The sequence below is a fragment of the Paenibacillus sp. DS2015 genome, assembly GCF_050433705.1.
Taxonomy (GTDB): Bacteria; Bacillota; Bacilli; order Paenibacillales; family Paenibacillaceae; genus Paenibacillus_AQ.
The window spans coordinates 1-17429 of the sequence record NZ_JBNPWS010000043.1 but is presented as its reverse complement, the minus strand read 5'-3'; the positions used below and the strand labels follow the sequence as shown (position 1 = coordinate 17429).

General features: G+C 42.8%; 26 protein-coding genes. 4 read left to right on the top strand and 22 right to left on the bottom strand.

The window, feature by feature from the left end; all coding sequences use genetic code 11:
• Positions 1–406: 406 nt before the first annotated feature.
• From J2T13_RS24090 to J2T13_RS23985, 22 genes are all read right to left on the bottom strand, one after another.
• Complete coding sequence (locus tag J2T13_RS24090; protein WP_429375023.1) at positions 407–898, bottom strand: hypothetical protein; 492 nt, start codon at positions 896–898, stop codon at positions 407–409.
• 121 nt (positions 899–1019) lie between these two features.
• On the bottom strand, positions 1020–2198 hold the full coding sequence (locus J2T13_RS24085; RefSeq protein ID WP_429375020.1) for a sigma factor: 1179 nt from the start codon (positions 2196–2198) through the stop codon (positions 1020–1022).
• A gap of 26 nt (positions 2199–2224) precedes the next feature.
• Positions 2225–3373: a hypothetical protein gene (locus tag J2T13_RS24080; protein ID WP_429375017.1), complete on the bottom strand. Its 1149-nt coding sequence runs from the start codon at positions 3371–3373 to the stop codon at positions 2225–2227.
• A 24-nt stretch (positions 3374–3397) separates the two neighbouring features.
• Positions 3398–3817 carry a RusA family crossover junction endodeoxyribonuclease gene (locus J2T13_RS24075; protein ID WP_429375014.1) on the bottom strand — a complete coding sequence of 140 codons (420 nt, stop codon included), beginning with the start codon at positions 3815–3817 and terminating at the stop codon, positions 3398–3400.
• 116 nt (positions 3818–3933) lie between these two features.
• Positions 3934–4089, bottom strand: coding sequence for a hypothetical protein (locus tag J2T13_RS24070; RefSeq protein WP_429375013.1), 156 nt, complete (start codon positions 4087–4089; stop codon positions 3934–3936).
• Positions 4090–4124: 35 nt separating this feature from the next.
• Entirely contained in the window at positions 4125–4283 is a 159-nt protein-coding gene (locus J2T13_RS24065) for a DUF6906 family protein (RefSeq protein WP_429375010.1), read from the bottom strand.
• An 11-nt stretch (positions 4284–4294) separates the two neighbouring features.
• Positions 4295–5704, bottom strand: coding sequence for a replicative DNA helicase (gene dnaB / locus J2T13_RS24060; protein ID WP_429375008.1), 1410 nt, complete (start codon positions 5702–5704; stop codon positions 4295–4297).
• Positions 5661–6017, bottom strand: coding sequence for a hypothetical protein (locus J2T13_RS24055; protein ID WP_429375006.1), 357 nt, complete (start codon positions 6015–6017; stop codon positions 5661–5663). Before J2T13_RS24055 ends, dnaB begins: the two co-directional genes overlap by 44 nt.
• Positions 5995–6894 carry a hypothetical protein gene (locus J2T13_RS24050; RefSeq protein ID WP_429375005.1) on the bottom strand — a complete coding sequence of 300 codons (900 nt, stop codon included), beginning with the start codon at positions 6892–6894 and terminating at the stop codon, positions 5995–5997. The genes J2T13_RS24055 and J2T13_RS24050 overlap by 23 nt, the downstream gene beginning before the upstream one ends.
• Before the next feature lie 52 nt (positions 6895–6946).
• The gene (locus J2T13_RS24045) at positions 6947–7234 is read right to left on the bottom strand and encodes a hypothetical protein (protein ID WP_429375002.1); all 288 of its coding nucleotides are present in this window, start codon (positions 7232–7234) and stop codon (positions 6947–6949) included.
• 195 nt (positions 7235–7429) lie between these two features.
• On the bottom strand, positions 7430–8137 hold the full coding sequence (locus tag J2T13_RS24040; protein ID WP_429375001.1) for an MBL fold metallo-hydrolase: 708 nt from the start codon (positions 8135–8137) through the stop codon (positions 7430–7432).
• Positions 8137–9201, bottom strand: coding sequence for a recombinase RecT (locus tag J2T13_RS24035; protein WP_429375000.1), 1065 nt, complete (start codon positions 9199–9201; stop codon positions 8137–8139). The genes J2T13_RS24040 and J2T13_RS24035 overlap by 1 nt, the downstream gene beginning before the upstream one ends.
• 14 nt (positions 9202–9215) lie before the next feature.
• Positions 9216–9371, bottom strand: coding sequence for a hypothetical protein (locus tag J2T13_RS24030; RefSeq protein ID WP_429374998.1), 156 nt, complete (start codon positions 9369–9371; stop codon positions 9216–9218).
• Positions 9372–11363 carry a hypothetical protein gene (locus tag J2T13_RS24025; protein WP_429374997.1) on the bottom strand — a complete coding sequence of 664 codons (1992 nt, stop codon included), beginning with the start codon at positions 11361–11363 and terminating at the stop codon, positions 9372–9374.
• Complete coding sequence (locus J2T13_RS24020) at positions 11360–11692, bottom strand: hypothetical protein (protein ID WP_429374996.1); 333 nt, start codon at positions 11690–11692, stop codon at positions 11360–11362. Before J2T13_RS24020 ends, J2T13_RS24025 begins: the two co-directional genes overlap by 4 nt.
• The gene (locus J2T13_RS24015; RefSeq protein ID WP_429374995.1) at positions 11689–12063 is read right to left on the bottom strand and encodes a hypothetical protein; all 375 of its coding nucleotides are present in this window, start codon (positions 12061–12063) and stop codon (positions 11689–11691) included. The genes J2T13_RS24020 and J2T13_RS24015 overlap by 4 nt, the downstream gene beginning before the upstream one ends.
• Entirely contained in the window at positions 12047–12286 is a 240-nt protein-coding gene (locus J2T13_RS24010; protein WP_429374993.1) for a hypothetical protein, read from the bottom strand. The genes J2T13_RS24015 and J2T13_RS24010 overlap by 17 nt, the downstream gene beginning before the upstream one ends.
• Before the next feature lie 112 nt (positions 12287–12398).
• Positions 12399–12653 (bottom strand): hypothetical protein, encoded by a 255-nt coding sequence (locus J2T13_RS24005; RefSeq protein WP_429374992.1) that lies wholly within the window; start codon positions 12651–12653, stop codon positions 12399–12401.
• A complete protein-coding gene (locus J2T13_RS24000) occupies positions 12650–12919 on the bottom strand; it encodes a hypothetical protein (protein ID WP_429374991.1) in 270 nt (89 codons plus the stop codon). The genes J2T13_RS24005 and J2T13_RS24000 overlap by 4 nt, the downstream gene beginning before the upstream one ends.
• Positions 12920–12929: 10 nt before the next feature.
• A complete protein-coding gene (locus tag J2T13_RS23995) occupies positions 12930–13436 on the bottom strand; it encodes a helix-turn-helix domain-containing protein (protein WP_429374990.1) in 507 nt (168 codons plus the stop codon).
• 206 nt (positions 13437–13642) lie between these two features.
• Entirely contained in the window at positions 13643–13771 is a 129-nt protein-coding gene (locus tag J2T13_RS23990) for a hypothetical protein (protein WP_429374989.1), read from the bottom strand.
• A 110-nt stretch (positions 13772–13881) separates the two neighbouring features.
• Positions 13882–14109, bottom strand: a complete 228-nt coding sequence (locus tag J2T13_RS23985; protein ID WP_429375082.1) for a helix-turn-helix domain-containing protein — start codon at positions 14107–14109, stop codon at positions 13882–13884.
• A gap of 189 nt (positions 14110–14298) precedes the next feature.
• On the opposite strand from J2T13_RS23985, the gene J2T13_RS23980 reads away from it, so the two are divergent.
• The 4 genes from J2T13_RS23980 (at position 14299) to J2T13_RS23965 (ending at position 17400) form a co-directional block, all read left to right on the top strand.
• Positions 14299–14649 carry a helix-turn-helix domain-containing protein gene (locus J2T13_RS23980; RefSeq protein ID WP_429374988.1) on the top strand — a complete coding sequence of 117 codons (351 nt, stop codon included), beginning with the start codon at positions 14299–14301 and terminating at the stop codon, positions 14647–14649.
• Positions 14650–14714: 65 nt separating this feature from the next.
• Entirely contained in the window at positions 14715–15596 is an 882-nt protein-coding gene (locus tag J2T13_RS23975) for an ImmA/IrrE family metallo-endopeptidase (protein WP_429374987.1), read from the top strand.
• 14 nt (positions 15597–15610) lie between these two features.
• Entirely contained in the window at positions 15611–15922 is a 312-nt protein-coding gene (locus J2T13_RS23970; protein WP_429374986.1) for a recombinase family protein, read from the top strand.
• Positions 15919–17400 carry a recombinase family protein gene (locus J2T13_RS23965; protein WP_429374985.1) on the top strand — a complete coding sequence of 494 codons (1482 nt, stop codon included), beginning with the start codon at positions 15919–15921 and terminating at the stop codon, positions 17398–17400. Before J2T13_RS23970 ends, J2T13_RS23965 begins: the two co-directional genes overlap by 4 nt.
• Positions 17401–17429 lie beyond the last annotated feature (29 nt).

The window sequence follows — 17429 nt, the reverse complement described above, 5'->3', positions numbered from 1 at the left end:
CGTAAACGCTCACGCTTGATCTCTATCTTAATAAGGGTATAAGCAACCATTCAACTGATCCATTATCACCGAGTCGGTTATTGGACTTGAATGAGCCACCCCTTCACACTCGCCCCTGCAGAATGGACAAGTAAGTATCTTATCTATAGCACTGAGCCTATCGACGAGAAACGAACTATTGCAATCATCATTCAAGCATTCCCATTTCTCCAATACTTGCTCCATTTTATCAACCTCGAATCCTATAGTTGTTTTAGATACAGAAAAGGCGAGAAGAGTTACGCCTCAGTTAGTGCCGCATTCATGCAGCTGTGCGTGTCATTCTCGCCTATTTCTACAATATAAATATAACACGGTAAAACCTTCAAGTGGTCTTCATAATGTCCTGTAATATCCCACATTGTCATCAGAATTTCTCACTGATTTCTTCGAAAAATCCGGAGAGCTTCAAAGTGTTGGCAATCGATACGATACCGTCGTCGATACGCCGGTCCACCGTACTATGAGCAACTCCTCGACGCATGAACATAATTGTTTCCTTACGGCTATATCCTTTCAGATACCGGATATCTACTGCCTCTTTAACTTCTTCATCTATTATCTGGCCATGTGCCCGATCGATCATTATCTTAAACTTACGATACTGGTGGTACACCCACTTTTGCTTCTCTGAAAGAATAACAGCATTGGCCGTTTTGTCTGCATGCAGATCTTCCTGATCTATCCGTCTTGCTACCTCGCCATCTATGGCCACTTGTTTCATTTCTCGTTCGTACTTTTCAAAATCAGTCATGAAGAGTGTCATAGATTTATATTTTCCGAGGTAGAATTGGGTTTGCTGTATTTCTTCCTTTGACGCTATTGCAAAGAGCTCCCCTTGTCCCCACACCATAGCCATTCCCCTCATTCCCCTTCGTATGTTATATTTGAATGAGAATGAAGGAAACATTTACCGATTGACCCCCGCGCCCGGTCAGGTATTGGGGGTCTTTGCTAATCAGAATCATTAAACTGATCTTTTAAGCCTTCCTCTTCAATAAAGTAACCATGTCCCATAACAGTTTATTTTCAGATTCAAGATTGGATATCCTTTCACTCATAAGAACAGATTGCACATCAGAACTACTGTTGTATTCTTGTTTGTTCATATGAGCTTCAGTCAAAATTTGATTGTTCGTTTGTTTCTGGGGCCTACTCTCAATTAGGCCCCATTCCTTTTTGCGTTTATATAGTGCAGAGTCTCCGATGCCAAAACGTTCTGCTATTTTAGAATCAATAAAGCCCTGTTCTCGCAGATTCTTATATTGATTCATAGTTATATTCACTTTCTCAGGCCTACTCTTAACAAGACCCCATTCCCTTTTGAACTTATATAGAACTTTAATTCCGACACCTAACTGTTCAGCTACCTTAGCGTCAGAAAGGTCCTGCGCTCGTAATTCCATATATTTATTCTTGGTTACATTAGCCCTTCTCATATCCATTCCCTCACTTCCCGATACATGATAAAAGTACGAAGATGCTTTCTTTTGCAAACCATCCAAACGACTGTTTAATTTGTCCTTTGAAACCGACATCCGCCTTGCCACCTCATATATTTTAAATCCATCCAATAAAAAACGAACCACTCTTTTTTCAAAGGAATCTAATGTATTTATGAATTGTTCTACCTGGAGTACAGTGTCATCATCATGAGTTGGAACAAAGTTAATAAGTTCGCTTCCCTCTTCCCCAGTACCTAATCTAACTGTTTGATTTAATGATCCAACTATGGCCAACTTACTATTTTGAAGAGCATCTGTGGCTTTCTCCAAACTAAGGTTAAGCCTTTTTGAAACCACTTCAGGAGTCTGGCTTTCTAAATTTTCACTAACTATCTTTTGAACCAATTGTCCAGGAAGCTGTGGGAACCGAATGATCGCTGCTTTTTTTTGAACAAACTGAAGCATGTGACCTTTTATATAAGGAAAGGAAAATGCATTGAAATGCACTTCCCTTTCTCCTGGATCAAAGCGATCGTAAGCTAACAGCAACCCGATCGTTCCCTCACTTACCATATCTTCTATATCGATCCCTTTCGCATAACATAATGACTTGTATCTCTGAGCAATTTTACGGACTGACTTTAATCCCTGTCTTATAATTTCTTCCCTATCGCCCAAGTGAGGGTTGTGCTCTCTGAGCTTTAGAACACCCATAATCTTGCCCCTTCAGAAGAAACAGCCTAAGCTGCTCCCCCGCCTTTCATTTGACTTGCCACACGTTTCTTATATGCCGTCCACTTGCTACTGATTTGAGTACTCGGTATGCCAACACCCTTGGCGATTTGCATCCATGTCATTCCATCTTCACGCCGCTGTTTCAGGAATGTCGGGAAATCAAAAGGTATGTCTTCAAACATCGGCTTATTATCAAGAATGAACTGCTCAAGCTCTTCTCTATCCACTACGACATTTGCAGTCGGTTCTGCAGACTCTTTTAGTTCTTCAAGTCCAGCAGGTTCGCCCGGTTCGCTACTATCCTGACTTGGAGTACCCTTGTTGTATTTATCTTCACCGTTCGAGCCTATTGGATCCTCGAATTCTACTTCTTGGTTGCCAGTGGAATCATTGCCTTCCTGCATCCAGTCTGGAAGATCGGAACTATCATCAGTACCAGGCTCAACTTCTCCTTCACTCCCTCCACCTTCAGGAGTTTCTTCTGCAGGAGTTTCTTCTGCAGGAGTATTACCAGTATCGACCTGATCCTCTTCAGCTGCATTATTCTCTGCTTGTTTATCCTTGTCATCCTTAGCTGCAGGTTCCGCCTGAACCTCGCCATTACGCCATTCATCCCATTTCTGAGCAAGAGGAGCGACACGCTTCCGATACTCGTCCACCATCATCACAAAGATTCCAACACCCATATCTTCTTCACCAGCAAGTTTAAGGTAGGTGTCACCTTCAGACAAGCGCCCCGTGATCTCAATAAAATCATGATCTAGATCGTCAAACGTTGGAGCCAAACCGCTCAAAATAAATTCTTCAATGATAGCCATATCTATACTTGCGGGATCTTGTTTGATCTCGATCTTCTCTGGAGGTAAACCTAAATCTAAAGATAGTTGCTCTCCATCAGGCTTAGCCACTGACACGAGTCCTGTATTATCAACGACATAGCTCGTAATTGGTTTACCTGTTCGAGCATTCTTCAATATGTTGTAAGTCACAATTTGTGAGTCGAATCCTCCGATCACCTTGCAATCAAGCATGCTTTGAAGGGTATTGTATTGACCATGTAATTCAGATGCAGGAATGCTGATAGTAACCTCTGTTTCTTCCGCAGATTTCAAATTCACCTTTTTAACTATTCCTTTAAAATTAATAAAGCTCATATTCTTCACTCTCCATTTTTATTATTAGGATAAGTCCTTAATCTTGACCTCAATGCGCGGTTTAGCGCTATAACGCTTCCGGACAAATGCATCTACAACTTGACTGTCGTCCTTCCAAATCACGCCTTTAAGTGCATCCTTCACACCTTTGAGATAGTTATCAGCATCCGGCTTTGATGTCGGAAGGATTTCTCCTCGCTCAGCTGCAGCTGCCTTTTCAGGATACTTACTCAAATATTTCGGCATGGATCTGTAAACGCTGACCATCATTCCTATCGGACCCTCGAGCAAAGCAGCCGGTGCATGTTCGCTGGCTGCCAATCTTACATAATCTTTATAATCCCTAGACTTCTCTGGGTCGTACATTTTAATAAATCCGCCTTGTTGGGTTGCTCTTGGTCTCCCTTGCGCCACTGGCTCGCCGTACACCGTAAACTGAATCATGTTGCTTCACCTCTTTCCGAACTGGCTTAAGCCACGGTCGAATCATATATACCTCACCGATCTGCCGCCCTTTATCGTCGTATATTAATTCCCACGGAATCTCTTGAAAAAACGGATCAACCAACATTCTGGACACCGCCTCTTCGATCACAGATCACTGATTCAAATTCCGCGATCCCCTCGAGTAACTCTGAAGGATCAATCCCCTCGAATTCAATCTCTAGTTCATCATGAGTGGGAACTAATCCGGTGTTCATGAAACGCATTTTCATGTATTCATAAACGGACCAACAACTCCAAGGCCCACTCATGCGCCCCACCGTAGCCTACGAATTTGTCCCTTATCCTTGCTGACTATAACCAATTCTTTACCATTGTCCCGTTCAACCAGCCAACTATCAGGAAGCAACTTCCGGCGTACTATCTCCAACTTCTGACGACGTGTTGGTTTCTTTAAATGCTTCATATCCGTTCCCCCTAATTCGCCCACCGGCGTTTATTTGTATCCTTCACTTCAGGTTGTTTTGGTTGGAAATCATGCGCTCGTTCGTAATTAGCAAATTTATTGAAATTCTTGAGAAATACCAGTTCTACCGTTCCGACTGGACCGTTACGCTGCTTGGCAATGATGATCTCGATGATGTTCTTCTTCTCGGAATCCTTGTCGTAATAGTCATCACGATACAAGAAGGCAACGATATCTGCATCCTGCTCAATGGATCCCGATTCCCGAAGGTCTGACATCATAGGTCGCTTGTCCTGGCGTTGTTCTACACCCCGACTTAACTGGGACAGAGCAATGACCGGCACTTCCAACTCACGAGCTATCTGTTTGAGAGTGCGAGAGATTTCAGACACTTCCTGCTGACGATTCTCACCGCGTTTACCGGACCCAGCAATCAGCTGCAGGTAATCGATCACGATCAAGCCCAGTCCTTCTTTCTTTTTCAAACGCCTACATTTATTCCTGATTTCGTGAACCGTAAGGACTGGTGAATCGTCAATCAGGATATTCGCTGAACCAAGAATACTTATGGCATTGGATGCTTTGCTCCAATCATCGGTTTCCAATCTACCTGTTCGGATCTTACTAGCATCTAGATTCCCTTCTGCACTGATCATCCGCTGCACCAACTGCGGCGCTGACATCTCCAAGCTGAACACGGCCACGGTCTCATTCGTTTTAACTGCAACGTTCTGAGCTACATTAAGCGCAAATGCCGTTTTGCCGACCGAAGGGCGAGCAGCAACGATGATAAGATCGTTATTTTGGAACCCTGCTGTCATAGCATCCAGATCATCAAATCCGCTCGGTAATCCAGTTATCCCTCCGTTATCCCGATTCTCATATCGTTCTTCCAGAGTTTCGTATACCGCGATAGCTACATCCCTAACCCTCATAAACTCTTGCTTTGGTGCTACCTGATCGGATAACTTAGCCGCAGCCACTTGCATACTAGCAATAACTTGCTGAGCATCGCCGCTCTCAACGGCATCAATAAATTGCTTCTTAGCTACATCGATCAACTGACGTAACATGTATTTATCCTGTAAAATCCCGATATACTGTTCGATATTAGCAGCGGTCGGAACTGAATGAGCTACCCTAGATAAATAGCTCACACCGCCGATTGTCTCAAGTTGGCCATGATTGCTCAGAAAAGATGATAACGTCACAATGTCTATTGACTCGCCTGCTTCAGAGAGTTCAACCATGGATTCAAAGATGATCCGATGTGCATTGTTATAAAAGGACTTAGGCTGTAAAGCAGATGCCTCTTCCATGGCTTCCCCCGTTGCATCGATCAGGACGGCTCCCAAGATAGACGTTTCAGCGTCCTGGCTATTCGGTGGATCTATCTGCTCTAGTTCTGCCAAGCTTCGCATGTAGTGCCTCCCTCATTCCGTCCGGTGGTGGAACAGCTGTCCTCTTCCACAATTCTAGTTGTGCAAAATAGGACTGTGTTTCCTCGCGCATTCGTTGTCGCTCCAACTGTTCACCGAGTCTCCCACGAATCTGTGAAATCTTCGGTGGAAAGTCATTGGTCATGATGTGCTGTCTTACGTTTGCCCTAGCAATCTCGTAAGGAATATCTTTCAGCATCCCAAGATCATCTTCAACAGCTTCAAGGCTTGCATCAAAATTTGAATAACGCTTCTTGATCACCTTGTAAAGCTTAGCTACTTCCAGTTTGTTCACGTTGTTCCTCCTCCTCGATGAATCGCTGAAGATCGTCAATCTCTTGTTGCTGTTCCCGCTGGTGTTTAGTCATTTTTTTTGGCTTCAATGGTATTCCCGGGGCGACTCCAACGATCGGCGCGTTGGTAGTTTGGGAGTTGTACCAGGCTTCTTCGATTGCATCCACATAGTATAAAAAACTAGTTGGCATTTTGAATCTATCACCTTCACGTTCGCGCTTTGCCTCCAATAGGCTCTCCATAGTTTGGATGGTAAAAGGGTTAGGCATACCTCCGGCGACCATCTTACCCATGGCATTACGCTCTCGTGGTTTAACGTGAAAATCGAACTTCCCATGCAATTTGGAATAAGCGTTTAAAATACCAATCATTCCATCTGTTTCTGAATCTTCTGAAAATTCTTCTGCAAACTCAGTAATAATAGGAGTAGTAGTAATAAGATCTTTTAATACAGTGTCCGAAAATTGGACCACTTTACCGTCTACTTTGCTAGAGTAGTCCGAAATTCGGACAGGTTCACAGGCTACTTTTATAAAGTGGTCCGTATTTTGGACAGCTTCACCTTCATTTAATAAATCAAAACTTACTATATAATCTCCTCTAGACCCTCCACGTGGGGGAGACGTGTACCCGATAAATCCGGCACTGACGAGTTTACTTCTGTGATTGTTAATAGTGTCTCGACTCTTAATACCTGTCTGAACCATTAGTTCCGTATTGGTCATCTGGAAAGCTGATCTCCAACCTAGCTTGCAAGACTTACGCCACAATGCGACCATGATAGCTAGTCCTTCAGGTCCGTACTCTTCCGGTCCACTAATGGATTCAAACTGATATAGGAGGTCGGATATAGTTGGTTCTCTGGCTGATTCCGTCATGCACTCCCCCCTTCCGCAACAGCCATGCTCTTATCCTCTAAAATGAGTTATCCTATCTATCTCTTCGAAAACTTTGAATCTGGATATCTAAGTGAGCATTGAGACCATGAGCAGTCTGCAATCCGGCTTCCAACCCACGTCCTAGTTCTGATACCACTACATTGATAAACTGTGGTATATGCTCCGGCTTACCCATAACAGCCATCTGAGCGCCAATTCCATAGGCTACAGCCTTAAAGTGCTCAATCGTACCACCAGTACCTTGCTCAGTGGCTGCATTAAGCAATGCTTCCAACTGATCAAACACAGCCGTACTTATCTTTTCTCTAGTCGTAGTCATCAATCTAGCCCCCTATCATCTCTCAAAAACACTAATGGATACTTGACCCGAACAACCGACCATCCAGGATAAGCACTGGCAAAGTATGCCCTGGTCTCCTGTTTAAAGCCTTCCGGATCCGCCTGCATTAGCTTCCAAATCCGCTGACCCATCATGCTCTTCATCAAAGGCTTGTCCTCGATCAAGATGTATCACCTACCTATCAGCCACATAGACCAACTTGCCTGTTGTCTCCTGAATCTCACTCTTAAATCTAGCAGCGTCTGAATTTCCATCTGATAGATGAAGCAACCATATTTCCTCAACTTTGCGGATATCATTGGCTTTCAAGAAATCTTTTACATGCTCTAGACCGAAGTGTGAGCGAAGAAGTCGCTTCTTCTGTGCTGGGTGTAACGTACCTGCAGACACTCTCTGATTTACAATGTCTAGCGAATAATTGCATTCGACCATGATGTGAGTCAGATCTCTAAATCGATGCCTGCAGTAATAAGTGTCTGTAAGGAATACCAGCTTGTCCCCTACTGTATTTGCAAGAAGGAAGCCCAACGGCTCCTCCACATCGTGCTGAATATCGAAAGGTAGTATTGTCCATGTTCCAATAGTGAATTGTTCTAAAGCCTTAATGACCTTCAGACGATGCCCAGACAACCCTCTGGCATCTGCTGTCCCTTGACTGGTATAAATGTTGATGCCTGCTCGCATGATGTCAGGAGCAGCCTTTGAATGATCCAGATGCTCATGTGTGATCAAGCATCCTGCAATGCCCGACATCTTGAACTGTAGTTCTCGCTGAATCGACTTATAAGGAAAACCAGCTTCCAGTAGAAGCGAGGTATGCCCATCTGTAATACGATAGGCATTTCCTGCACTACTGGAGCCGAGACAAGTTATATCAATCATTAGAAGTCCGGACCGTCGCCGGTCCCTTTCATAGGTGGAACATCACCGGAAAAATCCATTTCATCCTGATTTAACCCCTCTTGCTGTGGATCCGGATCTTGATTCTGTGAAGCGTTAGTTGCTGTTACTGGATCCGGAGTAATGTCGATGATATCTCCATTCGCATTTGCCTTGATCTCCTGTGCAACCTCAGCTTCAGAGAGGTCACTCTCCATCTGCTTTAAACGTAGATAATCGTCATCGATCTTCTGTGAGTCGATCGTGATGTCGCTGAACGCAGCCCGATACACTGTCTTCCAACACATCTTTTCACGCCAGCCTTCGACCTGTTCCTTGCCGGCCTTCTTACCGTCCACCCACTTGTCCTTCTCTCCACCCCAAAACTCAGGACTAGCGTGATCAGGTTTACGCTTTTCAATATCCTTGATCGTCATGATGACGAGCTTATTCTTTTCAGGAGCCTTCGAAAATAGATGATAGTAAAAGCCACCTACTATCTCGCCCCGATCAAAAGCATTTACGATATCAAATTCATAGCCTTCGTATTTGTTGTTCATGTCCTTCTTGATCGGATTGAATTTATCGGATGAGTAGACCAATTCCACTGCAACATGGTCAGGTACATCCATACCATATTTTGTAGACTTAAGCTCAATACCACGGTATCCCTCGATAAAGGCAATGTCATACTTATTCGTGTTGTTATTTTTGAAAGGAATCAGATTAATGTGATTAGGTTGAGAAGGGTCAAATCCGACTCTTGCCATTGCCACCACATCACGGGCAAGCTTGTCCATGTTCACGTTAGCCCAGGTAACAGGCAATGCATCACGGTATTTCTCAGCCTTTTTCAAACGCTTCTCTTCGGTAGTCTTTAAAACTGAATCAAGAGCAATGAAATAGTTTTGAGCTAGACGCTTCTGGAAATTGGTTAATGCAACCTCTCCAACATTGGATCCGAACTCACTAATAACCTTGGTCATAAAGCGTTCTGATTGCGTTGGCTCTTTCTTGGCAATCTCTGCCGGAGCTGATTGTTGCTTTGTTTGATCTGCGGTGCTCAATTAAATCGCCTCCACTATTTATTTTCTATTTTTCTAATCACGTAGCTTTCATAGGTAACTCCACCGTTTTGAAGATAAATTTTACTGCCAGTTACACCAGCTACTTTACTTATCATTGTTTTTCCATCAGTAGTGCGATATTCGATCTGATCACCTAACCATAACAACAATCAAATCGCCTCCTGTATGTCGCTACTCTTAGTCACGATGCGAAGCTTCTTATCCTTTTCTGATACGATCAAACGGATCACCTGAGCATCTGTATCGATCAGCTTTGTCACAGACTCAGCATTATCGAAGAAAATTGGAACTGATATATCGTAGTACTGACTGAGTGTGTTAATGATATCCAAACCAACGTTGTACTCAGCTGCATTATTTAGACCGCCGCCGTAAGGGACACCGTTGAAAGTGGTATCACAGAGCTCCTTTAACCCACCGTTCAACTGCTCATCAAACAATTTGAACCTGGCATACTTGAATTTCGAGTTGATCTTAGAATCTAGAAGAGACACTTTCGTGCGAGTAAATTCTTCTGTCAGGAATAACTCTTCCTGCAGGCGCTCATATTCGACAGCCAATCCCTTCTCTTGTTGCTCCAATACAGCAATCCGTTCTTCAGTCTTACGAACCTGAGCAAATTTAGCATTGTCCTCTTCGAGATTACGAAGGTCTGTAGTCAAGGATGTAATACTAGCCTGTACTTTAGAAATTGTTTCTTTTGCAGAATCCCGTAATAATGTGATCTCCTGCTTAATCATTTCTGACTCTTCTGTTAGCTTTTGATACTCTGCATCAGATCCTGGGTCCTGAATTCCAGACCGTAGATCGGTAAGTTGGACTTCAGCTGCTGTTAGATTTTTTTGTAAAATAGCTAACTTATCAGTCAAAATATTTATTTCATCAGCCAAGCGGATATTATTCTGCTCTAGCTGACGAGCTTCCTCAGTGGAAACCTTACCCTTGGCGCTGATTTGTTCTAATCGTTCCGATTTATTCTTGTTGAACGAAGCGACAGCCTTTGTAAATGCATCATGAATTTGTTCCTGAGGCAAGGCTTGTCGGCAAGTCGGACAATTCTCATCATGTTCATGCCCCTCGAATGCCGATCCGTTCACTTCCGTCCATTCTATTCTTAATCGTTCTGATTCAAGCTTACGGGAATCAATCGTCCGTTCATTCGTCTTAATCCGATGTTGCTTATCATCTAACTGACGACGTAATGCATCAAACTCAGATTGTAGTTGGCCAACCTCATCACGCTTTACAGATACTTTATCCAGGACCGCAGACTGCAGTCGGTTCTCAATAGAGATCAGTTCTCCTTCGATCTCGCGTAACCGCTTCTCCTTAACCGCTGACTCTCCACCATTCTGGATTCGTAGGAGCTCCGATTCCTTGCCCTTGATCTGACTACGGATATGATCGATGTCATCATGCAGTAGTTCTTCATCTAGATCAGCAATGTCCGGTTGACTCCGTTGTGCTTCACTGATACGGATTGGAATATCCTTAATCTCATCGTTGATTGCTTTGCAACGGGCTGCCACAACCTTACGATGAGATTCAACGTCTCGATCTCCTAATATAGAAGGAAGACGTTCTAAAGCGTCGTTCGAATGAATAACTTCGGCATCTGTTATGTCTCCACAGATCTCCAACAATACCTTCCGACGCTCTTCTTTCTTCAGCTGCTCATTAAAAAACGTTGGACTGGTCAATAGCTTGAACAAATCCTCTTTGATGATCAAATCAACTTCCGCCTTATACTCGCCTGCATTGTAAGGCACTCCATCAATGAAATAGCTAGTTTCATGTCCTTCAAAGGTGTCCGTAGCGGATCCACGCTTCTTGGTCCATTTCTCTGCATATACTCTACGGAAGGTTTTACGGCGGCCATTGATTAGGAAATCACCTTCGACCTCATGCTCGAGTTTGTGCTGTAGAACTTTACCTGCAGCGTCTAAACCTTTGATCTTAAAATCCGTTTTGTTGCTGCTGTCCTTACCGAACAGGAGCCATATGAATCCATCGAACAAAGTTGTCTTTCCGGTACCGTTATCTCCTAGGGCATCGGTATTGCCACCTTTGGTATCCAGGACAAACTCACGGAACCCCTTAAAATTACGATACGTCAAGCTCTCTAAAATAATCTTCTTCATGCAACATCCCCCTTAAGCAAAGAGGTTACTGCTTGTAGCGCTCGGAACTCATCACGTAATCTCCCAAGGCGAGTGACTTCATTTTTCAGGTTTAATTCGGCTTCAGCTAAAATCTCGCGTTCATGCACCGTATTCTGACGCATCTGAGCCGCCCTAATCTCAGCGTTCTTGCCATCGATCATATTGCCGAGCAACAGATCATCTTCCTTTCCCTGAAGCAGTTCCTTTGCCGACACCAAAGATTCATTCGCCTGTAACACTTCTTCCTCAGCTTTTGCGATTTCTGCGGGCAATGCCAACAATCTGACTACAATATCCTGCTTGTTCATGCGATTGCCTCCTCTATAGCTTGATTGATCTCAGCATTCAAAATCAGCTGTTGATCCGGTGTCTCCGAGTAACGAATACCCTCCAAGTGTTGCCGCAGAGCGCATTCTATCTCTGCCAGTTGTTCGTTAATTGCGTGAAGTTGAATGGATCCAAAGGACCCTCGAATTGTCAGTACCGGTGGAACATATAGCGTTGCTGGCTCAACGATCGTTTCAATGTTTGCGTTACTAATATCAAGCGAATAAGCCGAAAGTGCTTTATTCAAACCGATCACTCCCTCTTGTGTATTGAGCCCCCAATCTGCTAATATGGGGGCAAGTGAATTATTAATGCCGATGACCCTATGCCAAGGGTCATTTTTCAGTTTCATCGTGCTCAACAATTTGTTTGTAATCCAAGATCACCGGTGCATTTTCAATACTTGAAATCAAATCTCCATTCTCATCTTGGATGATGAATTCCGAATGAACATGATCCTCATATTCGTGGCCAACCTGTCTGATCTCGATAACTTCCCTACCGTTTAACTCAGTCCCAACTTCAAATACTCGTGTCGGATTCGATACAACGGTCAACTTCTGAATGACTTGCATGGCTTGTCCTCCTTTCATATGTATTGATGCTTCAGCCGCATCTCACAACGCCGAATGGGGGTAGGTTATGAAATCACCCGACGCTGTGAGACAAGGCCGAATGGCCTGTCCTTTATTGAGTTACTTGAGTTCGCAAACGTTCAATTTCTTTGTAAGTAGTTAAAGCCTCTTCAAATGGTAGCTCCCGTAATATTGCAGTTGCATTGTTCCAAGATAGAAAGAATGCATCCCTCTCTACCCAAAGCCTCTGAAATTCATCACTTTCTATGCGACCTTCTGCAAGAGCTTCAACAACTGCCTTGGTGTTTGACTTCATATCCTGAGAAGATGCAACATATGACTGTGCCAATTGAATGGAATGGGTCATACTACTTCACCCTTGCCCTTATGGCTCTCAGGGGTTAAAATAGACGTAACGAGATTCTTTAACCGAGTTCTCAACTGTGTCCGCCCTAGCCGGCGGGCATTTTTCATTTCTTCTTCTGCAAAGTTAATCATCATGTTCAAGTACGATTCTGCATTCTCCATCTTGCCTGGCAACATCTTTGTTGGATTCTTCTGGATGACCTGCAGGTTATACTTAGCGTTTCTTCCAGCCTGCTTTGCTTCTGTGACCAACTGCGTTCTGTCCACTTTGATCCCCTCAATTCATATATTTTTTGGCTTTTAATTCGGCGCGATGTTCCTTCCAAATTCCCAACCAACTGAACGTGTATTCCTTACAAAGTACTGCAACATGATGAGTGAGGGCGGTTATCGCCTCAACACATTCAAAAATTGTTATCTTAATCGCTTCACGATCCGCCGCAGTCAATTGATCAGGCCGTTTCATGATAGGTGCAGTCTTCATTGCGGCCAGTGCCTCTTCTGCTTCTTCCATCGATTTATAATGTGTAGCAGCTCTATGTAAGTCTGCGTTGTCCAACCATGGAACGCAGGCACCATCGGTGACTTCCTCTTGTGCTGCCAAGTAAAGGCGCGGTTCATCAAAAGTGGTTGCCGTCCGTAACATGAAATCCTTAGGTGCCGGTCGCTTTCCATTCTCGATTTTGGCAACAGAGGATCGATCTAAAAATGTTTGCTCAGCGAATTCCTCTTGCGTCAAACCCTTCTCTTTACGGAACTCTTGAAACACATCTCCTATAGACAAATTATCTCACCTCCTTCTGTCCGATAGCATCCGATAAACTGGACAATATAGCTCATTTAAGACTTCAAAACGGACAATATGGCTCACTACTCCGATTGTTTTGTGGCGTTTGTTTAGAATAAAATTTAGTTGTAAGCAAGACGTTCCCCCTTATCGTCATCCCCTTCGTCGCTGGCAGCCAGTACAGCTCCAGCGGCTTTCTTCTATCACGAAGCATTTTTCTGGCGCTTACTCTCCAAAGTTTCCCGAAGTTGCTTTTCATATTTGATCATGTAGCCTTTGACCCTAATATGAAGTTTCATCCAAGCAGTTTCACTCATACCTTTCGGCTTCATTAATGATCACTCCTAAAATTTAATGATTGTATAATGAGGACAGCTTTGTTCATATGACCAAACAATCTTCCAGCTAGATCACCTCCTTCTCTTCAAATGTTGCGGACTTTTTATTTTTTTGCTAATTCAGCAAATGTATCTTCAAAAAAATCTCTGATTGTACATTTCAATTTATTTGCTAGTGTAGGCAAGTGATTAGCTTTAAACAAATACGTTCCATCCTCATATTTCATATATGTCGAAGCATTTTTAAATCCTAATGACTCAGCCATGTCTTGCAGTGACAAGTTCAATTTCAATCTACGATATTTCACATATGACAAGTTAACTATATCCATAGTGATTTTAGTTTCTTTTTTCATCTTGCACCTCCCCATTATTTGCTGAATTAGCAAATCCAATAACATAAATATACTTTGCTATTTTAGCAATGTCAATACTAATTTTGTTGTTTTAGCAAAATAGCTTTTTCTAAATCAGAAAAATGATATTATATAATTGCTATATTGGAAAATAGGTGGTGGGAAATGTCGATTACAGGAGATCGTATTAGAAAGCTGAGAGAGTCAAAGAAACTTACACAATTGGATCTAGCAGATAAAGTAGATATGAACAATAGTGTCTTATCTCGTATTGAGGCGGGGAAGCGTCCGGTAGAGGATATTGAATTAATTAAGTTTGCAGATTTTTTCGATGTCGATGGTGACTATCTCCTTGGACGTACTGACAAACTACGCTTCATAGAAGCTAATATGTCTTTTCTCGGTGGGCCTGATAAATACACTGAAGACGAAATTGAGGAAATGGAAGCTGCATTGTTCCGGTATAGAAAGACTAAAGAACGACTAAAAAAACAAATGGAAGATAATGAAAAATAACTAAGCCAGTAATGGCTTTTCTTTTTACCATCAAACCAAACATACGTTCCTAAGGAGTGCATATTATGAATTTCTCTTACTATAAAGAGACCGTGCTCGAGCAACTACTCAATGAATTATATTTATCTAATTGCATTCAAGCCCCTGAAGATCTCAACGATATCGAAGCGATTGCTGAAAGCTTTAACGCTGAGGTATTCTATGACACCTGCAAACCATTTTCGGATAATGAAAGACGTGTTATTTTCCTGAATATAAAAGATAACAATGCTACCTCTCGACTGAATTTCTTTCATGAATTGTGTCATGTCATTCGCCACTTTGGTGACCAAAGAAAAATGGCTAGGTTATTCAAAGAAGCCCAAGAAACCGAAGCTGATCAATTTGTTCTATACGCCGCTATTCCTTTTTTTATGCTTGAAATTCTACCAATTCCCGATAGACGAAGCGAAGCAATTCAATACATAGCTGAAACATTCCAAGTCACACTCAAGTTAGCCGAGCAACGCCTAACTCAAATCGATCGTCGTATCTTGCAGGGACAATTTGATGTCTTAATAGCCAAGCATGTTACTACTACACGACATGAAACGGCTGCAACAACTGAATTACCTTTTGAGGATGGAATTACACTGTATGCCTATTATGACAGCAATGCAGACATACCTGGACCATCTCAGATTGTCATTGAAGCCGACTCAGCGGCAATGAATTCGGAATCAGGCTTCTTTTTTTCTGTAGATGGTCCTTTTGAGCGTTTGGAGATCGAAGACTTCTATGGATATAAATGCACCCAATTGTCTGTTAATGATTTGAGATATAAAGATGAGCAGATCGGCATCGACTTTCCCACTATCAGTTTAAAATACGGTGGAGCAGCGAAACGTTTTGTAGTACAGATGAAAGACATTGAACAAGTTTTAATATTTGAAAATGGAGATTTCTAAGGAGGAGCTTTACTATGAAAATTGCTATTTATGCTAGATCATTGAACACTGAAACTCATATCGAGAAACAAATTGAATTGTGTCAAAGGTACATTTCTTTTAAGAAAGCTGAATTGTATGGTGTTTACAGCGATGAGGGCAAAAGTGGACATGATTCTAATCGTGAAGGGTTGCAATTGTTAATTGAGGATGCTGAAAACAAAGAATTTGATGTTATTGTAACTTGTGGCCATTACCGATTATTTCGAGAAATCAAAGAAATAAATGCTTTCTTAAAAAGGATGAAAAAATTAAATATATCTCATTCGGTGGTGCACGAAGAATGAAGGCTGCCATTTATATTCGTGTCTCTACTGATGAGCAAGCAAGCGATGGGTTTTCTATTGAAGCTCAAAAGCGCAGACTGATCTCATATGCTGATTCTCAAGATTGGGATGTCGCTGAGGTTTATATTGACGATGGTTGGTCTGCCAAAGATTTAAAGAGGCCAGAAATGCAGCGGATGATTAAAGATGTGGAGGGCCGTTTATTTGATGTGGTGCTGGTCTATAAACTTGACCGCATGACCCGTTCAGCGAGTGACTGCGACAATCTATTAAAGATGTTCGAGTTGCATAACGTCAAGTTTCAGAGCTGTACGGAGTCATTTGAGACGCGCACAGCGACAGGCAGACTATTTATCCGCCTGGTCGCTGATATCGCTCAGTGGGAGCGTGAGAACACCGCAGAGCGTGTACGTATGGGTATGGAACAAATGGTGATTGAGGGGCGTCGTCCGGGAGGTCCGATTAATTTTGGATATGACAAGTATGAACGTCTGGTCGAGGAGGAGATAGCTCAGATTAGGCTAGTGCGGAAATTTTATATGGAAGGCGATGGCATTAAGGCAGTTGCAGAAAGAATGAACGAAATGGGATTCATACGGCGAGGATATACATGGTCTGCGTTCAGCGTATGGTACGTACTGGATAATCCCTATTATGCCGGCAAACTCAGGTATGGAACGAAGAAAGCTAATGGAAAGTATGTCAGCCGCAAAAAGGAAGGCGTTGTCCCTCTTACATTCGGTGATGGTTCACAGGAGAAATTGTTTACTTGGGAAGAATACCAGGAACACAAGGCTGAAATGGATCGCCGTTCATTCACGGGCTTCCCTCAGTCGAGAGAATATTGTTTCTCTGGCGTGCTGATATGTGGGAAGTGTGGGCATAAGATGTCAGGCAGGTACCACCAGAATAAGAGGAAAGACGGAAGCTACAACAAAATAAAATCGTATATGTGCGGAAACCGCCAAATGGGAAAAGGCTGTACGATGCCAATGTTCCGACAAGAACTAGTCGAAAACTTAATAATGGATTGGATTAATGATATTTCTCTTGACCATAAGCAACTTAAGCAAATTGCAGTCACAATAGAAAAATCGACTGAAGAAAGAGAACGGGAATTTTTAGTTAAGGAGTTAGAGAAGGTTAAAGAGCGTAAAAAGAAATGGCAGCGCATGTATGCCGATGACCTTATTGATGAGAATGAACTCAGAGAACATACGAGGGACGAGCTTACGAACGAGAGGACAATAGTAGAACAATTAAAGATAATGCCGGAAACTCTAAATAAGGAGGTCACAGAACCGGGTGATCTTCTATTTGAGCTCCCTGATCTCTGGCCCCTGCTAAATGACAAAGAAAGACACGACCTCGTATTAGACATTTTCAAAGAAATTGTGCTGTTTACCCCCGTTGAAAAAGCTCAAGCTCGTAAGGGTAAATTCATACCGGCATCTATCGAAAAGATCACTTTCAATTAATATCGTGTGTTAATTGATATGTATGGTAA

Excerpts from the sequence above, each read along its gene's own strand:
- J2T13_RS24090 (WP_429375023.1), bottom strand. The coding sequence starts at position 898 with ATGGCTATGGTGTGGGGACAAGGGGAGCTCTTTGCAATAGCGTCAAAG.
- J2T13_RS24085 (WP_429375020.1), bottom strand. The coding sequence starts at position 2,198 with ATGGGTGTTCTAAAGCTCAGAGAGCACAACCCTCACTTGGGCGATAGG.
- J2T13_RS24080 (WP_429375017.1), bottom strand. The coding sequence starts at position 3,373 with ATGAGCTTTATTAATTTTAAAGGAATAGTTAAAAAGGTGAATTTGAAA.
- J2T13_RS24075 (WP_429375014.1), bottom strand. The coding sequence starts at position 3,817 with ATGATTCAGTTTACGGTGTACGGCGAGCCAGTGGCGCAAGGGAGACCA.
- J2T13_RS24070 (WP_429375013.1), bottom strand. The coding sequence starts at position 4,089 with ATGAAAATGCGTTTCATGAACACCGGATTAGTTCCCACTCATGATGAA.
- J2T13_RS24065 (WP_429375010.1), bottom strand. The coding sequence starts at position 4,283 with ATGAAGCATTTAAAGAAACCAACACGTCGTCAGAAGTTGGAGATAGTA.
- dnaB (WP_429375008.1), bottom strand. The coding sequence starts at position 5,704 with ATGCGAAGCTTGGCAGAACTAGAGCAGATAGATCCACCGAATAGCCAG.
- J2T13_RS24050 (WP_429375005.1), bottom strand. The coding sequence starts at position 6,894 with ATGACGGAATCAGCCAGAGAACCAACTATATCCGACCTCCTATATCAG.
- J2T13_RS24045 (WP_429375002.1), bottom strand. The coding sequence starts at position 7,234 with ATGACTACGACTAGAGAAAAGATAAGTACGGCTGTGTTTGATCAGTTG.
- J2T13_RS24040 (WP_429375001.1), bottom strand. The coding sequence starts at position 8,137 with ATGATTGATATAACTTGTCTCGGCTCCAGTAGTGCAGGAAATGCCTAT.
- J2T13_RS24025 (WP_429374997.1), bottom strand. The coding sequence starts at position 11,363 with ATGAAGAAGATTATTTTAGAGAGCTTGACGTATCGTAATTTTAAGGGG.
- J2T13_RS24020 (WP_429374996.1), bottom strand. The coding sequence starts at position 11,692 with ATGAACAAGCAGGATATTGTAGTCAGATTGTTGGCATTGCCCGCAGAA.
- J2T13_RS24015 (WP_429374995.1), bottom strand. The coding sequence starts at position 12,063 with ATGAAACTGAAAAATGACCCTTGGCATAGGGTCATCGGCATTAATAAT.
- J2T13_RS24010 (WP_429374993.1), bottom strand. The coding sequence starts at position 12,286 with ATGCAAGTCATTCAGAAGTTGACCGTTGTATCGAATCCGACACGAGTA.
- J2T13_RS24005 (WP_429374992.1), bottom strand. The coding sequence starts at position 12,653 with ATGACCCATTCCATTCAATTGGCACAGTCATATGTTGCATCTTCTCAG.
- J2T13_RS23990 (WP_429374989.1), bottom strand. The coding sequence starts at position 13,771 with ATGAAGCCGAAAGGTATGAGTGAAACTGCTTGGATGAAACTTCATATT.
- J2T13_RS23985 (WP_429375082.1), bottom strand. The coding sequence starts at position 14,109 with ATGGATATAGTTAACTTGTCATATGTGAAATATCGTAGATTGAAATTG.
- J2T13_RS23980 (WP_429374988.1), top strand. The coding sequence starts at position 14,299 with ATGTCGATTACAGGAGATCGTATTAGAAAGCTGAGAGAGTCAAAGAAA.
- J2T13_RS23975 (WP_429374987.1), top strand. The coding sequence starts at position 14,715 with ATGAATTTCTCTTACTATAAAGAGACCGTGCTCGAGCAACTACTCAAT.
- J2T13_RS23970 (WP_429374986.1), top strand. The coding sequence starts at position 15,611 with ATGAAAATTGCTATTTATGCTAGATCATTGAACACTGAAACTCATATC.
- J2T13_RS23965 (WP_429374985.1), top strand. The coding sequence starts at position 15,919 with ATGAAGGCTGCCATTTATATTCGTGTCTCTACTGATGAGCAAGCAAGC.